The sequence below is a fragment of the Streptococcus pseudopneumoniae genome, assembly GCF_001074975.1.
Classification (GTDB): Bacteria; Bacillota; Bacilli; order Lactobacillales; family Streptococcaceae; genus Streptococcus; species Streptococcus pseudopneumoniae_D.
In genome coordinates this window covers 17,226-33,732 of sequence record NZ_JUUO01000006.1, presented here as the reverse complement: position 1 = coordinate 33,732, position 16,507 = coordinate 17,226, and the positions used below count along the sequence as shown (strand labels likewise).

Annotated in this window: 15 protein-coding genes, 1 other RNA gene and 1 pseudogene; 6 read left to right on the top strand and 11 right to left on the bottom strand. The window is 39.0% G+C overall.

The features are described 5' to 3' along the window. Positions 1-160, top strand: a pseudogene (locus ADI86_RS11540) (IS630 family transposase); the annotation flags it as partial. Positions 161-348: 188 nt separating this feature from the next. Here ADI86_RS11540 and topA read toward each other — a convergent pair. The 7 genes from topA to ADI86_RS00315 form a co-directional block, all read right to left on the bottom strand. After that, positions 349-2,436, bottom strand: coding sequence for a type I DNA topoisomerase (gene topA, locus ADI86_RS00345; protein WP_049531317.1), 2,088 nt, complete (start codon positions 2,434-2,436; stop codon positions 349-351). A 117-nt stretch (positions 2,437-2,553) separates the two neighbouring features. Beyond that, on the bottom strand, positions 2,554-3,402 hold the full coding sequence (gene dprA / locus ADI86_RS00340; protein WP_000705297.1) for a DNA-processing protein DprA: 849 nt from the start codon (positions 3,400-3,402) through the stop codon (positions 2,554-2,556). A gap of 87 nt (positions 3,403-3,489) precedes the next feature. Next, positions 3,490-4,179: a CTP--phosphocholine cytidylyltransferase gene (locus ADI86_RS00335; RefSeq protein ID WP_020902399.1), complete on the bottom strand. Its 690-nt coding sequence runs from the start codon at positions 4,177-4,179 to the stop codon at positions 3,490-3,492. Between the two features lie 11 nt (positions 4,180-4,190). After that, on the bottom strand, positions 4,191-5,069 hold the full coding sequence (locus tag ADI86_RS00330) for a DMT family transporter (RefSeq protein ID WP_049531316.1): 879 nt from the start codon (positions 5,067-5,069) through the stop codon (positions 4,191-4,193). Next, positions 5,059-5,928, bottom strand: coding sequence for a choline kinase LicA (licA, locus tag ADI86_RS00325; RefSeq protein ID WP_049531315.1), 870 nt, complete (start codon positions 5,926-5,928; stop codon positions 5,059-5,061). The genes ADI86_RS00330 and licA overlap by 11 nt, the downstream gene beginning before the upstream one ends. A 16-nt stretch (positions 5,929-5,944) precedes the next feature. Next, positions 5,945-6,967 carry a ribitol-5-phosphate dehydrogenase gene (locus ADI86_RS00320; protein WP_049531314.1) on the bottom strand — a complete coding sequence of 341 codons (1,023 nt, stop codon included), beginning with the start codon at positions 6,965-6,967 and terminating at the stop codon, positions 5,945-5,947. A gap of 4 nt (positions 6,968-6,971) precedes the next feature. Continuing rightward, complete coding sequence (locus ADI86_RS00315; RefSeq protein WP_049531313.1) at positions 6,972-7,679, bottom strand: IspD/TarI family cytidylyltransferase; 708 nt, start codon at positions 7,677-7,679, stop codon at positions 6,972-6,974. 334 nt (positions 7,680-8,013) lie between these two features. On the opposite strand from ADI86_RS00315, the gene tacF reads away from it, so the two are divergent. From tacF to ADI86_RS00300, 3 genes are read left to right on the top strand one after another with little or no spacing between them, the layout of a single operon-like run. Next, positions 8,014-9,501, top strand: a complete 1,488-nt coding sequence (gene tacF, locus ADI86_RS00310; protein WP_049531312.1) for a type IV teichoic acid flippase TacF — start codon at positions 8,014-8,016, stop codon at positions 9,499-9,501. 9 nt (positions 9,502-9,510) lie between these two features. Then, positions 9,511-10,314 (top strand): LicD family protein, encoded by an 804-nt coding sequence (locus tag ADI86_RS00305; RefSeq protein ID WP_049531311.1) that lies wholly within the window; start codon positions 9,511-9,513, stop codon positions 10,312-10,314. 1 nt (position 10,315) lies between these two features. Continuing rightward, complete coding sequence (locus ADI86_RS00300; RefSeq protein ID WP_049531310.1) at positions 10,316-11,128, top strand: LicD family protein; 813 nt, start codon at positions 10,316-10,318, stop codon at positions 11,126-11,128. 205 nt (positions 11,129-11,333) lie between these two features. Here the strand turns inward: ADI86_RS00300 and ssrA are convergent. From ssrA to ADI86_RS10815, 4 genes are all read right to left on the bottom strand, one after another. Continuing rightward, positions 11,334-11,681, bottom strand: a transfer-messenger RNA (tmRNA) gene (gene ssrA, locus ADI86_RS10705). Between the two features lie 61 nt (positions 11,682-11,742). Further along, complete coding sequence (locus ADI86_RS00295) at positions 11,743-12,378, bottom strand: SGNH/GDSL hydrolase family protein (protein ID WP_049531309.1); 636 nt, start codon at positions 12,376-12,378, stop codon at positions 11,743-11,745. Between the two features lies 1 nt (position 12,379). After that, positions 12,380-13,207, bottom strand: a complete 828-nt coding sequence (locus ADI86_RS00290) for an HAD family hydrolase (RefSeq protein WP_049531308.1) — start codon at positions 13,205-13,207, stop codon at positions 12,380-12,382. Positions 13,208-13,228: 21 nt separating this feature from the next. Beyond that, on the bottom strand, positions 13,229-14,554 hold the full coding sequence (locus ADI86_RS10815; protein WP_080983135.1) for a CapA family protein: 1,326 nt from the start codon (positions 14,552-14,554) through the stop codon (positions 13,229-13,231). A 174-nt stretch (positions 14,555-14,728) separates the two neighbouring features. On the opposite strand from ADI86_RS10815, the gene def reads away from it, so the two are divergent. Continuing rightward, a complete protein-coding gene (gene def / locus ADI86_RS00270; protein ID WP_049531307.1) occupies positions 14,729-15,340 on the top strand; it encodes a peptide deformylase in 612 nt (203 codons plus the stop codon). A gap of 43 nt (positions 15,341-15,383) precedes the next feature. Then, positions 15,384-16,112, top strand: coding sequence for a 23S rRNA (guanosine(2251)-2'-O)-methyltransferase RlmB (gene rlmB / locus ADI86_RS00265; RefSeq protein WP_049531306.1), 729 nt, complete (start codon positions 15,384-15,386; stop codon positions 16,110-16,112). Positions 16,113-16,507: the final 395 nt, after the last annotated feature.

Genomic DNA, 16,507 nt, shown 5'->3' with positions numbered 1-16,507 from the left:
GTGGAAAGAGATTCGTAAACGTGGATTTAAGAATAAAGCCTTTCGAACTTTGGAAGATGTCATGAAGCAACTTCAAGATGTCATACAAGGACTGGAGAAGACAGTGATAAAGTCCATCGTTAATCGGCGATGGACTAGAATGCTTTTTGAAAGCAGATGAGTATAAGAAACGGATTTTTATCGCTCTGAACATCAAAAAAGAAAGGACGAAATTTGTCCTTTCTCGAGGTTAGGGTTAGCTTTTTTCAACCCACCACAGTTGACAAAGAGCCCAATTTTTATCAGACTAAGTTCCACTTCTACTAGCGGTGGAACTTAGTTTGGGAATTCACTTTCAGGACTCTCCTCTTATTTAATCTTTTCTTCTTCGTAGTCGCCTTTGCTACAAACAACCTGCTTGCCACCACCACGGACTTTTTTCTCCATGAGGAAGTTGCCACATTTTGGACAGTCACGACCAACCGGCTTGTCCCAAGAGGTAAATTCACATTCCGGATAGCGATTGCAACCATAGAAGAGGCGGTTACGTTTTGTTTTACGCTCAATGATTTGCCCCTGATGACAACTTGGACACTCAACACCAATCTCTTTCACGATTGCTTGGGTATGACGACAATCTGGGAAATTGCTACAAGCGTAGAACTTACCAAAACGTCCAAGCTTAATAACCATTGGACTACCACACACTTCACAGTCAAATCCAGCTGGTTCATCCTTGATTTGGATTTTTTCCATTTCTTCTTCAGCCTTGGCAACTTCTTTAGAAAATGGTTTGTAAAAAGCATCAATGACACGTTGCCACTGCTCTTTTCCGACTTCGACGTCATCCAGTTTGCCTTCCATTTCAGCTGTAAAGGTTACATTTACGATATCTGGGAAATATTCAACGATGAGCTTGTTGACAATTTCTCCCAACTCTGTCGGTTCAAAACGTTTAGCTGCAAGGCGAACATAATAACGTTTCTGAATGGTTTCAATGGTTGGAGCGTAGGTTGACGGACGTCCAACCCCATTTTCCTCCAAGGTCTTGATTAGTGTCGCTTCAGAATAACGGGCTGGCGGTTGGGTGAAATGTTGCTCTGGCTTACTATTTACCTGCTTAACCAGATCTCCAACAGCCATATCTGGTAACATCTTATTCTTGTCAGAATCATTATAGATAGCAAGATAACCATCAAACTTAACCTGACTACCATTGGCAGCGAATTGAACCCCATTTTGCGACAATTTAACAGCCATGGTATCAAAGACAGCAGCTGTCATCTGACTAGCCACAAAACGATTCCAGATAAGAGTATAAAGCTTGAGCTGATCCTTGTCCAGATACTTAGCAATACTTTCAGGTGTATTAAAGACACTAGACGGACGAATAGCCTCATGGGCATCCTGAGCACCTGATGCATTTTTTACCTTGCTTCCATGCTTAGAATACTTACTGCCAAAACGTTCGTTGATAAAGCTTGCCGCTTCGTTTTGCGCCACTGGACTAATACGAGTCGAGTCGGTACGCATATAGGTAATCAAACCTTGGACACCAGAACCAATATTAATCCCTTCATAGAGCTGTTGGGCAACCATCATGGTCTTTCGAGTACGGAAATTGATCTTGTTGGCTGCATCCATCTGCATAGTTGAGGTAGTATAAGGTAGTGGAGCGTTACGCTTGCGCTCTTTTTTATCTACCTGATCCACAGTAAAGTCTTTGCTAGACAGATGAGACAAGACTTCTTTGACCTCTTCATTGCTAGCCAATTTCATCTTTTTGCCATTCATTCCATAGAAGGATGCTTGGAATTGCTTAGTCCCCTTTTTGAAGACTCCGTCAATCGTCCAATATTCTTCAGGTTGGAAGGCATTGATTTCATTTTCACGGTCAATGATTAGCTTAAGGGCAACAGATTGCACGCGCCCTGCTGATAAGCCCTTCTTGACCTTCTTCCAAAGAATTGGTGAAATAGAATAACCTACCAAGCGGTCCAAAACACGACGGGCTTGTTGGGCATCCACCAAATCCATATCGATTTTACGAGGTTCTTTAAAAGCATTTTTGACCGCATCCTTAGTGATTTCATTGAAGACTACACGGTTGGCATCATTTTCATCCAAGTTGAGAATGTGAGCCAAATGCCAAGAAATAGCTTCTCCTTCACGGTCCGGGTCACTCGCTAGGAAGACTTTATTGGCTTTTTTAGCTTCTTTTTTCAAGTCATTGATGAGAGGACCTTTTCCCCGAATATTGATATATTGGGGCTCGTAGTTATTCTCAAAGTCGACCGACATACTGGATTTTTTCAAATCACGAATATGACCGACACTTGCTAAAACCTTATAATTTCTTCCCAGGTATTTTTCAATCGTCTTGGCCTTAGCAGGCGACTCCACGATTACTAGATTTTTTTTAACTGTTGATTTTTTCTTTTTTGTTGCCGTAGCCACAGTATCACACCTTTTCAAAGTAATAAACTTTATAAAGTGTAAACCATTTTGCCATAACTGTCAAGGCTTAGCTCCTATATATAGAAGAAAAGTTGGTTTAAAAAGAGAAATTTCGTCTTAAAATTCAAATTCCGCAAGAACATCCTTTCCACTGGTGACCAATTTTGCACCTTCCTGAATCAAATGATGACAACCGTCTGATAGTCCATCTAAAATGCCACCAGGTATAGCAAAGACATCGCGCCCTTCTTCCATTGCTCGCTCACAGGTAATGAGACTACCTGAACGCATCTTAGCCTCTGCTACAATCACACCACGACAAAGTCCAGCAATGATGCGATTACGGGCAGGAAAATGAAATTTCAGAGGTTGTTCGCCAGGTCCATATTCACTGAGAACCAGATGGTCATTTCCAATATAGTCTTGCAAACGTTTATTTGCTTTAGGATAAAACACATCCAGTCCTGTTCCAATCACTGCAATGGTTTTGCCGCCATTCTGAAGAGCTGCCATATGAGCTGCTGTATCGATACCCTTGGCTAAGCCACTGACAATAACCAGTTCATTTTCCAAGCCCTGAATGACTTTTTCAACTGACTTAGCTCCCTGTTTGCTACAAGCACGACTTCCTACGACTGCTACCTTAGGAAATTTCAAGATGTCAAGATTTCCCTTGTAAAATAAAAGCACAGGTGCATCATATATTTCACTCAAATCCCAAGGGTAACAGTCATCTAAAATAGAGAAAGATGGAAATTTTTGAAACTCCTTCTCCAAATGCGTATCGTCTATCTGAAAATAACGTTCCATAAAAACAGCTGGATTTCGGCAACCTGATATATCTGCAATATCACCCAACAACAGTTCTTGATCAACATTTTCACCGTATTCTAGCACTTTCAAAATCTGTTGATTGCTCAAACCTGATTTTTTTAACTTATAGATTTCATAGTTTGTGATTTTCATAAATAACTCCATTTCTTTTTCTACTCATCTATTTATTCGTAAAAAAATCAAAAAACATCCGACTATTTTAGCCAGATGTTGGAATCTTTAATTTTCGTTTTTAAGAATTTCTTCTAATTTATGATAATCTTGGACACTATCGATCTCATAGATGCTATTGCCTTCTAATTCTTCAACATAAACATCCAGTTCTTTGATATTATCCTTAACCATATTGTCCCAGTAGAGATCAACAAATTCACCACTTGCATAAGCCTTGTCGATAAAGCTGACAATCTTTTCTGCAGTTGGAGCATCCCAGAAGGATACACCACTAAGGATACGACCTGCCTTGCTATCAACAATAATGTCTTGAACCTTGTAGTCATCTCCATAGACCAAGAACCATTCGTTGGTACAATCTTCACGATAAACACTAAAATAAGTAGAACGTGTCAAATCATTGCGGAACATATTTTTAAAGAGATAATTGTCAGCATCGATAACATAACTGTTAGCTAATTCTTCTTTTACAAGATAGAGAGAGTAAAAGTTATTGTAGTCAGCGTATTTATCATTGAAAACGAGGCGAACACCGTATTTCTCTTTTAAATAATCGAATTGTTCTTTAAGGTAACCAACAATGATGATGATGTCATGGATACCTTTTTCTTTTAGAAACTCAATTTGGTATTCAATCAAGGGTTTTTGATTAACCTGAACCAAGGCTTTAGGGGTATTTTCAGTCATAGGACGCAAGCGAGTTCCCAATCCCGCTGCTAAGATAATGGCTTTCACACGAATCTCCTTTATTCTTTAATAATAATATAAACTCCAGCAATGACGACAAGTGACGTAATAATTGTCAGCATATCTAGCGGTGCACCCAAGAAAACAACTGCAAACAAGACAGTCCATACTACATAGCTCACATTCAAGCCTGTAGCCTTGGCTGGTTGCAAGCGATTGATAGCGATATAATAAGCCAAGTAGGAAATCATATCAAAGGCTGCAAAGACAATCATAAGACCTAGCAATTGTCCATTAGCTACTTCAGCAAATGACTGATGAGAGAAGAGCACAATCACAAGATAGGACAAGAATGAAGTCACTTGACGGATTAAGAGGGCTTCGATTTCACTCAATTCACTTTCCATGGCAAAGGAGCTAAGAACACTCTCACTTCCCCATGCAATAGCACAAACTAAAGCACAAAGAATCCCAATGTAGAAAGAATTAACCTGTTCAACCTTATAAGTTTGAGCAATAATCCCTCCAATAATCAAGACAATCCCAAACACAGTATTTTTCGAAATCTTGTGCTTCAAAAAGAAGAAAGCCAATAAAACTGAAATCGCAGGATAAATAGCCGATACTGATGAAGCTAATGAACTTCCGATATACTTAACCGCATAAAGATTGGCCTGCATACCGATAGGGCCTGCTAGCAAGGCTCCGATGATAACACTCACATTGCGAATATTTAAGAAAATTGAGAGACGAACTTTTCCTTCTTTTACCAAGAGAAAAGCTAATAAGATAAAGATACTCAAGAAATCGTGAGCAGCGGCCACCACAAAGGGCGACAAATCTGTAAAAATCGAAAAGATATAAGCACTAATCGTTAGACCTAAACCCCAGAAAATACCTGAGAGAAGGCCAAAAGGAACTCCGTTTTTATTTTTCATCTGAACCTCCATAATAGGCCAGACCTTTAACAGCTCTTTGGTAACGACTCACACCATAGTCACCAAAATCTGCACCTTGTTCTTCCTTATAGACAGTCCATAGACTCCAAATAGTATCTTGCAAAATTTTATAGATTGCAATCTTTTCACGAGAGACAGGTGTTTGTTCACTGTCATAGTGAGATAAGAAGGATTCTTCCTCTTGAGGAGTGAATTCAGACTCTAAAAAGAGGGCAGCCAAATCCCACATTGGATCATTCATTGATGAATATTCCCAGTCAATCAGATAAAGTCGTCCTTGAGGTGATTCGATAAAGTTTTCAGGCACCAAATCGATATGACAAGATTTTCTGTCAACACCTAAGTCAGCCAGTCTTTTCTCTAAGGAGAAGACCTCTTCTCTAACTGCTTCATAGTTAGCATAAGGGATTTTTTCCTCAATCAAGGATTCGTATTTTTTGATTTCTTCAAAAGGAGCAAATTCTCCCCTTAATTCCTTGCCAGAAGCATGAATGGTTTGTAAAATTGGAGCAATTTTATCAAATTTGGTCTTAATTGAAGTCGCATCAAGCGTAATCGCAGATTCGATATACTCATTTACTTTGATACCAGCTTCAATATCAAAAAGATAATTTTTTACATCTAAGTCTAAATCCTTTAGTAGTTCAAGATTGTACTTTTCATCTTGACGATTGATCAGCTTTTCTGTCCCTTTACCAAAGAATTTAACAATATATTGCTTATTTGTTGTTTTGGCCAAATAGTTTTGATTGGTCATTCCCCCCAGTTGTTCAACACTGAGGACTTCCTCTTCTTCACTAAGTAGGGAAGAAATTTTTTCTTTAATGATTTTCTCCACAATTAACCTCCAGCACCTATACTTCCCACTTAAACACCGTTTTAAATGCTGTATTTAAATCGGTCGCAAAGACACGGTGAATATCTTTAATTTCTCTTACAGGTTCTTCTAGATAAAGGATATTTTTGAGACGATTGGCAAATTTCTTGACTTCCATCATTTGGATTGCATTTTCAAAATCGATGCGACCAGAACGAGAGGAACCAACCAAGAGCAAGCCCTTTTCTAAGGCATCGCGAGTATTGAGATTTACTTTATATTCGCTAACTCCCATCATGAGAATCGTTCCCTGAGGACGAATATAGCGAATCAAATCATTAATAGCTGGTCCAGTACCATCACCACCACAACACTCAAAAGCATGGTCAAAGGCCAAATCTTCAGGAATATTATCAGTAATATAGCATTCTTTGGCAAAAGAGAAAAGTTCCAATTTTTCCCAATGACGACCAATAACCACAATCTCTGCTTCTGGCAAAGTATAGTTGATAATATTGGCAACCACAAATGCTAAACTTCCATCTCCGATAACGGCGATTCGGTCCCGCTTGCTATGAGCAAGGGTCAATAGACGATTCATAGCGTGCATGCCGACACTGACAAACTCTGTAATGGCTGCAACCGTATCTTCGATAGCATCATAAGCCACCACACGATCTTTAGGGAGAGAAACAAACTCTCTCATAAAGCCATCAAAGCCACTAGACAAGAAATGGGTTCCTGTCATGTAGTTTTCATAGAATTCTTCATCACTATGCATAGGAGGCTGATTAGGAATCATGACAACTTTTTGACCAACCTCGTAGGTTCCTGTAGGGTCAGAAATAACGGTTCCACATGACTCGTGAATCATTGCCATTGGAAGCTTTTTATTCAAAATCTTCGGATCACGTTTTCCTTGGTAGTAACGCTGATCCGCATGACAGACCGCCATATAATTAGGACGGATGAGGATATGATTTTCTTGGTCAATAGCCTCTTCCTGGTATTTGACGTTGATAAACTTGGGCTTAGTCAGTTGATAAATTTGATTAATCATATCACTAGTCTTTCTCAATCATACTTTTTGCAATCTTCAAATCTGTCACTGTTGTGATTTTTAGGTTTGAGTATTCTCCCTTAGCCAAGGACACATCTTTTCCTTTAATGACAAAGATTTTACATGCATCTGTTAAGATTTCCTTCTCTTCAACAGAGAGAGAGCCATAAAGATCCATGAAGTCCTTGCAACGGAATGTTTGAGGTGTTTGTCCTTGATAGAGGTGAGCACGATTTGGAATATCTGTAATAAATTGACCATTGGTACTTTCAACGATAGTATCAACCGCTTCTACCACTGTATCCACTGCGTCATGATTTTGGGCAAGTTTGATATTGTCTTGAATCATGCGAAGTGTAATAAATGGACGAACAGAATCGTGGGTAACAACGATATCCTCTGGAGTAAGCGGACGATAAGCATCAATGGCTTCAATGATTTTCTCAATACTCGTATTACGGTCAGCACCACCTTTTGTAATGATGATACGATCCTTATGAAGAGGTAGATATTTATCTACAAGATCCTCTGCATGGGAAACCCAGTCTCCATGAACCCCAACCACAATTTTTTCAATACTTGGTTCCAAGACAAATTTTTCAATTGTATGAATCAAAATAGGTCGATCGCCTAGCTCTAAAAATTGTTTTGGCAAATTACTAATTCCCATGCGTGTGCCAGTTCCACCAGCAAGAATTCCTGCATAAATCATCTATTTTCTCCTTTGTCTTACTAAAAAAACTTATTCTCTCTATTATACCACAATCTAGTTCTATCATGAAAGAAATACCGGTCCTCCCGTTCTAGAATAGGAGGATTAAGCAGTTCTATTATTCAAAGAAACTAGTCCATTTCTAGTAATAACTAGGAATTCTGTAGAAATTACTAATAAATAGCTGTGAAATTTTAGAGTTCTTCAGAATAATATACTTTCCTTAAAGAAAACTTAAAATTATGCTTTGAAACTTCAAAGGAATCGCTTGACTTACTACCCTTCATTTCTTATTAGCTAACTTTATGATATAATGAAAAACGAGGTAAATTGAATGAAAAGTATAAAATTAAATGCTCTATCTTATATGGGAATTCGTGTCTTAAATATTATTTTTCCCATCCTAACTGGAACCTATGTCGCGCGTGTCTTAGACCGAACTGACTATGGTTACTTCAACTCTGTTGACACTATTTTGTCCTTTTTCTTGCCCTTTGCAACATATGGAGTCTATAACTACGGTTTACGGGCCATCAGTAATGTCAAGGATAACAAAAAAGATCTTAATAGAACCTTCTCTAGTCTTTTTTATTTGTGCATCGCTTGTACGATTTTGACCACTGCTGTCTATATCCTTGCCTATCCTCTCTTCTTTACTGATAATCCAATCATCAAAAAAGTCTACCTTGTTATGGGGATTCAACTCATTGCCCAGATTTTTTCAATCGAATGGGTCAATGAGGCTCTGGAAAATTACAGTTTTCTTTTTTACAAGACTGCCTTCATCCGCATCCTGATGCTGGTCTCTATTTTCCTGTTTGTCAAAAATGAGCATGATATTGTTGTATATACACTTGTGATGAGTTTATCGACACTGATTAACTATCTGATTAGTTATTTTTGGATTAAAAGAGACATTAAGCTGGTTAAGATTCACATAAGTGATTTTAAACCGCTCTTTCTCCCTCTGACAGCCATGTTGGTCTTTGCCAATGCCAATATGCTCTTCACTTTTTTGGATCGTCTCTTCCTCGTTAAAACGGGGATTGATGTCAACGTTAGTTACTATACCATGGCTCAACGAATTGTGACCGTTATAGCTGGGGTTGTAACAGGTGCCATTGGAGTGAGTGTGCCTCGTCTCAGTTACTATCTAGGAAAAGGCGATAAGGAAGCTTATGCCGCCCTTGTTAACAGAGGAAGTCGAATCTTTAACTTCTTTATCATTCCACTGAGTTTTGGACTCATGGTTTTAGGACCAAATGCCATCCTACTTTACGGTAGTGAAAAATATATCGGAGGTGGTATCTTAACCTCTCTCTTCGCTTTTCGTACAATTATCCTGGCACTAGATACCATTCTTGGTTCACAAATTCTCTTTACAAATGGCTATGAAAAACGTATCACAGTCTATACAGTCTTTGCAGGATTACTCAATTTAGGCTTAAATAGTCTCCTCTTTTTCAACCATATCGTAGCTCCTGAATACTACTTACTGACAACTATGCTATCAGAGGCCTCTCTACTTGTTTGCTATATCATTTTCATTCATAGAAAACAGCTCATCCACTTGGGACATATCTTCAGCTATACTGTTCGATACTCCCTCTTTTCACTTTCTTTCGTAGGAATTTATTTCCTGATCAATTTCTTGTATCCTGTGGATATGGTCATTAATTTGCCATTTTTGATGAATACTGGTTTGATTGTCTTGCTATCAGCCATCTCTTATATTGGTCTACTTGTCTTCACCAAAGATAGTATTTTCTATGAATTTTTAAACCATGTCCTAGCCTTAAAAAATAAATTCAAAAGATCATAGGAGTGTAGAATGAAACAACTAACCATTGAAGATGCCAAACAAATTGAATTAGAAATTTTGGATTATATTGATACTCTCTGTAAAAAGCACAATATCAACTATATTATTAACTACGGGACTCTGATTGGGGCAGTTCGACATCAAGGCTTTATCCCTTGGGACGACGATATTGATTTATCCATGCCTCGAGAAGACTACCAACGATTTATAAACATTTTTCAAAAGGAAAAAAGCAAGTATAAGCTCCTTTCCTTAGAAACTGATAAAAACTACTTTAACAACTTTATCAAAATAACCGACAGTACAACTAAAATTATTGATACTCGAAATACAAAAACCTATGATTCTGGTGTTTTTATCGATATTTTCCCTATGGATCGCTTTGATGATCCTAAGGTCATTGATACTTGTTATAAACTGGAAAGCTTCAAACTTCTGTCTTTCAGTAAACATAAAAATATTGTCTATAAAGACAGCCTTTTAAAAGATTGGATACGAACAGCCTTTTGGTTGCTCCTTCGACCTGTTTCTCCTCGTTATTTCGCAAATAAAATCGAGAAAGAAATTCAAAAATATAGTCGTGAAAATGGGCAGTATATGGCTTTCATCCCTTCTAAATTTAAGGAAAAGGAAGTCTTCCCAAGTGCTACCTTCGATAAAACAATCGATTTACCCTTTGAGAATTTAAGCCTTCCCGCACCTGAAAAATATGATACTATTTTGACACAATTTTATGGGGATTATATGACCTTGCCACCTGAAGAAAAACGCTTCTACAGTCATGAATTTCATGCCTACAAATTGGAGGATTAGGATGCAATATTTAGAAAAAGAAGAAATTAAAGAAATTCAACTAGCCCTGCTAGATTATATTGATGAGACTTGTAAGAAACATAATATTCCTTATTTTCTCAGTTATGGAACCATGCTTGGAGCTATCCGCCACAAAGGCATGATTCCCTGGGATGATGATATTGATATTTCCCTTTATCGTGAAGATTATGAGCGCTTATTGAAGATCATTGAGGAAGAAGACCATCCACGTTATAAGGTTCTCTCCTACGACACTTCTTCTTGGTACTTCCATAATTTCGCATCGATTTTGGATACTTCTACTGTTATCGAAGACCATGTTAAGTACAAGCGTCATGACACCAGTCTCTTTATCGATGTCTTCCCAATTGATCGCTTTACAGACTTGAGCATTGTCGACAAGAGTTATAAGTATGTAGCCCTTCGTCAACTAGCTTATATCAAAAAATCACGCGCAGTTCACGGCGACAGCAAATTAAAAGATTTTCTTAGATTATGTAGCTGGTACGCTCTCCGATTTGTCAATCCTCGCTACTTTTACAAGAAAATTGATCAACTAGTCAAAAATGCTGCAACCAACACTCCTCAATATGAAGGGGGAATTGGAATTGGTAAGGAAGGAATGAAAGAAATATTCCCAGTTGATACCTTTAAAGAACTGATTTTAACTGAGTTTGAAGGCCGTATGTTGCCCGTCCCTAAAAAATATGACCAATTTTTAACCCAGATGTACGGGGATTATATGACACCACCATCAAAAGAAATGCAAGAATGGTATAGTCATAGTATTAAAGCTTATCGCAAAACTGATTGAGGGCGACTATACAAACTACTAATACTCAAGTGTTTTCAAAAAGCAATTAAGTATTATATTAATTTTTAAGGAGGTTCGCCTCCTTTTTGTGACTCCTTTTGTGACTCCCTTTTCCGCAAAAGAATACCAAGGAATACCAAAGAAAAAAATAAAAAACGTTGATTTAACAACGTTTTACCAAGGAATGCAAAAGAATGCAAAGGAATAATGGAGCCGGTGGGAGTCGAACCCACGTCCAAACACCTGCCAACATATTTGTCTACAACCATAGGTTATGTATTAGTTTAACAGTCCCTCGACACATAACTCAAGCCTAGAAACTGCGAGTCTACCAATCTCTTATCAAGCCACTAGACAAGGCTTGATCGTATCTCGCTAATAATAAGACCTGTCATTGAACACGAGCAATCCAAATCGGGTCACGCCTGCTGGTTTTTAGGCAGCTAGAGCGTAAGAAGTATTATTTTTTGCAGTTATATTTAACTGAGCGTTTACGTCGCCACACGAGTCGCAAAATATGCCTCATAATGCCTGTCGAATCCGTAACGACCCCAAAAGACAATAAAACCATTATACCTTATCTAAGTCAAAAATGCAAAAAAGAAATCAACTAACTACAAAAGATAGGCTTTCAAGGATTTGGTCAAAACCTGGTAACCAGTAATACTAAGGTGCAACCCATCAGTTGTATATTCTTTTTTGAGTTGGCCTGCCTGGTCTGTCAAACTATCAAAAACTGGCACAAATTCTACCTGCATATAGGCAGAAGCAAGCTCTTGATAGGCTTGATTCCAGTTCTGAATTTTTTCATTTGTGCGGATATAAACTGTCTGCTTGTACTCCTCTCCCTCATTGACTGGCAAAATAGAAAGCAATTTCATCTCAGTCAATGGATAATCGCGAGCAATAGACTGTATGATAGCTTCGAGATTATTGAGAGCCTCATTTACAGGCACATCTTTTCCGATATCATTTGTCCCAATCAAAAGGACAATTTTATCTACCGCCCCACCGTATAGATGCGCATCCAGATTCTCTAATAACAGTCCTGTCTGATAACCTCGAATGCCTCGATTGACAATCGTCTTCGAAGTTCCAAATAGCTCCTGTATAGGATAATACTCGACAATGGAATCCCCAATAAAAAGAATGTCTGGTTCAACAACAGAAACTTGATTTAGGTGACGATACTTGGTTTGAATTTTACCTTGTTCCTTTAGGAGCCAATTTTCTAATAACTGTACTGCCACTTCATTCTCCTTTTTCTAACCAGTTTTCCAAGACTTGATAAACTCCGCCTTGGCTGTTGGCTGGCGCTAGAGCATTCGCCACAGCTTTGGCTTTCTCATCAGCATTTTCCATCGCATAGGCCATCCCGGCCATTTCCAGCATTTCAACATCGTTTTCACTGTCACCAAAAGCCATGATTTGTTGGGGGCTCAAGTCCCAACGCTTGAGTAATTCTTCTAAGCCCCATGCTTTATGAATCCCAGCTTGGAGGATATCAATGCAACTATAGCCACTCGATACAGCTCGAACACGGCCATCAAAAAGATTATTGATTTCTTCCAAAACCGAACTCAAACGTTCCTCACCAACAACCATACTCATCTTGAGCACACCACCAAAGAGGTCAGAGGTTAATTCATCCACAAAATGCATCCGTTGGTAGAATTGTTCAATCATTTCCGGAGTCATAAAACTTTCAAGGTCTGTAAAAATCGTACCTTCTTTGACGAAACCACCCTTCATCCCCGTTACAACAAACTGGTCCTGACACGCTCGACCCTCGAAATGAGCCAAAGCCTTATCGACAATGGCATCATCCCAAGTCTGAGCCTGAATCAGTTCATTGTTTTCAAAAATACGAGCACCATTGGCAACAACCAAAACCACTCGATCCACCAAGTGCTCCAGTAGTTGCCTCATGCGGTGAATTTCATTGCCCGTCGCGATGACAAAACGAATCCCCCTTTGATCCAACTGATCTAAAATCTTTTCCAATCGTGGGAGATCAAGCTGGCCTCTAGCATCCAGCAAGGTCCCATCCATATCTGTCGCAATTACCTTAATCGTCATTTACTTTCCTCTGGATTCAAGCTAGTCCCACTTCAATCCCACATGTTCATTCATTTCTTTATAGGCTGTATCAATTCGTTCCTTAGTCGCTCCATCTAACTGGTCACGATGACTACCACCCTCGATAAAATCTTCTAAGATATAAGTTTGATAATGATATAGGGGATATCCTTCTGGTGAAAAAGTTCCCTTTGGTGTTCGATGGACCCAAGTAGGATGAGCTTTAGCTGTTCCGATAGTTGTTTTTCCATCCTTCTTCTTAATGGTCACATCCATGAGCACGCCACGTTCAGTCCACTTAGCATTTTCTACTCCTTCCATTGTCTCAATCCGTTGATTTGAAATGAAGTTCCCCATTGAATAGATAATGAGTTTCTTGTCCCCATCTTTTTCAACCGTTTCAGATGGTTCAACTACGTGAGGGTGCCCTCCAAAGATAATATCAGCTCCCCAATCGATCATCTTGTGATATAGAACTTTTTGCTCTTCAGTCGGTTCTATGCGATATTCAACACCCATTTGTGGCATGATAATGGTGATGTCTGCTTCCTTCTCTGCCCGTTCAATTTCAGCCTTCATTTTATTCTCATCTAAATCTGAAAGATAGTGATTATAATCCTCCTGAGAAATATTTTGCTCAATTCCATTAAATCCATAAGAATAAGCCAAAAGTGCAACCTTAATACCATTCACTTCCTTAATAACCAGCGGAGCCTGATCACGTGGCTCGTGCGTATAAACTCCAATTGGTGTTATTCCTGCTTTTTCGATAGAATTTGCCGTTGAAATAACTCCTTCAATTTGCGAATCCAAAATATGATTATGAGCCAAATCTAGAACATGATAACCTGCATCCTTAATGGCATCCATAACTTCAGCAGGAGCATTAAAGAGAGGATAACCTGCTAAATAATGATCCTGATTAATGGTTCCTTCAAAGTCACCAATAGCCAAGTCTGCCTGCTTAAGCCAAGGTGTCACATACTCAAAATTCTCATGAAAATCATACGTTCCATCATCCTTTTTTGCTGAAAAGTAAAGAATATCATGATAAAGCAAATCACCATGGGCCATAATTCTAGCAGTTTTTTCCACTTCCTGATCTTTAGAATTTTGATTCGTCTTATTTGCTTCTTGAGAAATAGCATCCTTTTTTTGACTGGTCAGAGGCATGCCTTGGAAACTTTCAAACAACAAGACCAAGCCCATTGATAAAGCAACCGCTAGCAAGAGTATCGCCACAAAGCCCTTATTACTCCATTTGCGATAACTCCTAAAAAAGTTTACAAAACCTCTCACAAAATGAAAAACTGGTCCACATTTATGTCTATCTTGTCTTCTTTGCATCTTCATTCTCCCTACTTTCTAATGCAAGCCTTTTCTTTTTATTATATCACAGATAAGTAATTCTTTCACAACTGAATCGAACCTGCTAGGCATTTTCTATATAAGCTAGATGCCTTAATGCTTTCAATCCTTGTCATTTTGTGTTATCATGTAGAGGTAATGAAAGGAGAGAAAATGTCTGCAATAGAACGTATTACAAAAGCTGCTCACTTAATTGATATGAACGATATTATCCGCGAGGGGAACCCTACTCTACGCACGGTTGCTGAGGAAGTCACTTTCCCCCTATCTGACCAGGAAATCATCCTTGGAGAAAAGATGATGCAATTCCTGAAACACTCCCAAGATCCTGTCATGGCTGAAAAAATGGGACTCCGCGGTGGTGTTGGACTTGCTGCCCCCCAGTTAGATATCTCAAAACGCATTATCGCGGTTTTGGTGCCTAATATTGTTGAAGAAGGCGAAACTCCACAAGAAGCCTACGATTTGCAAGCCATTATGTACAATCCAAAAATCGTCTCTCACTCTGTTCAAGACGCTGCTCTTGGTGAAGGAGAAGGTTGTCTGTCTGTTGACCGCAACGTGCCTGGCTATGTGGTGCGCCATGCTCGCGTCACTGTTGACTACTTTGACAAGGATGGGGAAAAACACCGCATCAAACTTAAAGGCTACAACTCCATCGTTGTTCAGCATGAAATTGACCACATCAACGGAATCATGTTTTACGATCGTATCAATGAAAAAGGCCCATTTGAAGTTAAAGATGGTTTACTGATTCTGGAATAAAAAAATCCCGTTGCAAGACGGGGTTTTGTGTTATAATAGAGGCATGAAAACAAATGATATTGTCTATGGCGTCCACGCCGTTACCGAAGCCCTCCTTGCAAACACGGGAAACAAACTCTACCTCCAAGAAGATCTCCGAGGTAAGAATGTTGAGAAAGTCAAAGAACTGGCTACAGAAAAAAAGGTGTCCATTTCTTGGACTTCAAAAAAATCCCTCTCTGAAATGACTGAAGGTGCTGTCCACCAAGGTTTTGTTCTACGAGTGTCCGAATTTGCCTATAGTGAGCTGGATCAGATCCTTGCCAAAACACGCCAAGAAGAAAATCCACTTCTATTGATTCTGGATGGCTTAACTGATCCTCACAACTTAGGATCCATCTTAAGAACCGCCGATGCAACCAATGTTTCAGGTGTCATCATTCCCAAGCACCGTGCTGTCGGAGTTACTCCTGTCGTTGCCAAAATAGCCACAGGTGCTATTGAGCACGTTCCCATCGCCCGAGTGACCAATCTAAGCCAAACTCTGGACAAACTCAAGGATGAAGGATTCTGGACCTTTGGAACGGATATGAATGGGACTCCTTGCCACAAGTGGAATACAAAAGGGAAAATTGCCCTCATCATCGGAAATGAAGGAAAAGGCATCTCTAGCAACATCAAAAAACAGGTGGATGAAATGATTACCATTCCTATGAATGGACATGTTCAAAGCCTTAATGCCAGTGTTGCTGCAGCTATTCTCATGTACGAAGTTTTCCGAAATAGACTATAAAAGAGGCTGTACAAAAACTAGATTCTAAATAAAACCGCACAGTAATTTCAGCTTTGCTCACATCAATCTGAAATTACTGTGCGGTTTTTGAATAGCTGATTTGTAGATTGAATTCTTGAACAATATTGTAAAATCCATGCTCATGAAAATGAGTCCTATCTCTACTACGCTGGCCTACTTGTCTCTAACACACACTCTGAGCACACCAAAAATATTCTCTAATCTGCTAAAAACAAGATCAATTGCTATTTTCCATTTGACATAGATGCTAAATCTTTCTTCGATATATCATGTGTTCTGAACTAAGTTTCCTAAAGAAATTCTAATACTCATTGAAAATCAAATAGCAAATTAGGAAGTTAGCCGCAGGTTGCTCAAAGCACTGCTTTGAGGTT

Excerpts from the sequence above, each read along its gene's own strand:
- dprA (WP_000705297.1), bottom strand. The coding sequence starts at position 3,402 with ATGAAAATCACAAACTATGAAATCTATAAGTTAAAAAAATCAGGTTTG.
- ADI86_RS00330 (WP_049531316.1), bottom strand. The coding sequence starts at position 5,069 with ATGAAAAATAAAAACGGAGTTCCTTTTGGCCTTCTCTCAGGTATTTTC.
- ADI86_RS00320 (WP_049531314.1), bottom strand. The coding sequence starts at position 6,967 with ATGATTAATCAAATTTATCAACTGACTAAGCCCAAGTTTATCAACGTC.
- ADI86_RS00315 (WP_049531313.1), bottom strand. The coding sequence starts at position 7,679 with ATGATTTATGCAGGAATTCTTGCTGGTGGAACTGGCACACGCATGGGA.
- tacF (WP_049531312.1), top strand. The coding sequence starts at position 8,014 with ATGAAAAGTATAAAATTAAATGCTCTATCTTATATGGGAATTCGTGTC.
- ADI86_RS00305 (WP_049531311.1), top strand. The coding sequence starts at position 9,511 with ATGAAACAACTAACCATTGAAGATGCCAAACAAATTGAATTAGAAATT.
- ADI86_RS00300 (WP_049531310.1), top strand. The coding sequence starts at position 10,316 with ATGCAATATTTAGAAAAAGAAGAAATTAAAGAAATTCAACTAGCCCTG.
- ADI86_RS00290 (WP_049531308.1), bottom strand. The coding sequence starts at position 13,207 with ATGACGATTAAGGTAATTGCGACAGATATGGATGGGACCTTGCTGGAT.
- ADI86_RS10815 (WP_080983135.1), bottom strand. The coding sequence starts at position 14,554 with ATGCAAAGAAGACAAGATAGACATAAATGTGGACCAGTTTTTCATTTT.
- def (WP_049531307.1), top strand. The coding sequence starts at position 14,729 with ATGTCTGCAATAGAACGTATTACAAAAGCTGCTCACTTAATTGATATG.
- rlmB (WP_049531306.1), top strand. The coding sequence starts at position 15,384 with ATGAAAACAAATGATATTGTCTATGGCGTCCACGCCGTTACCGAAGCC.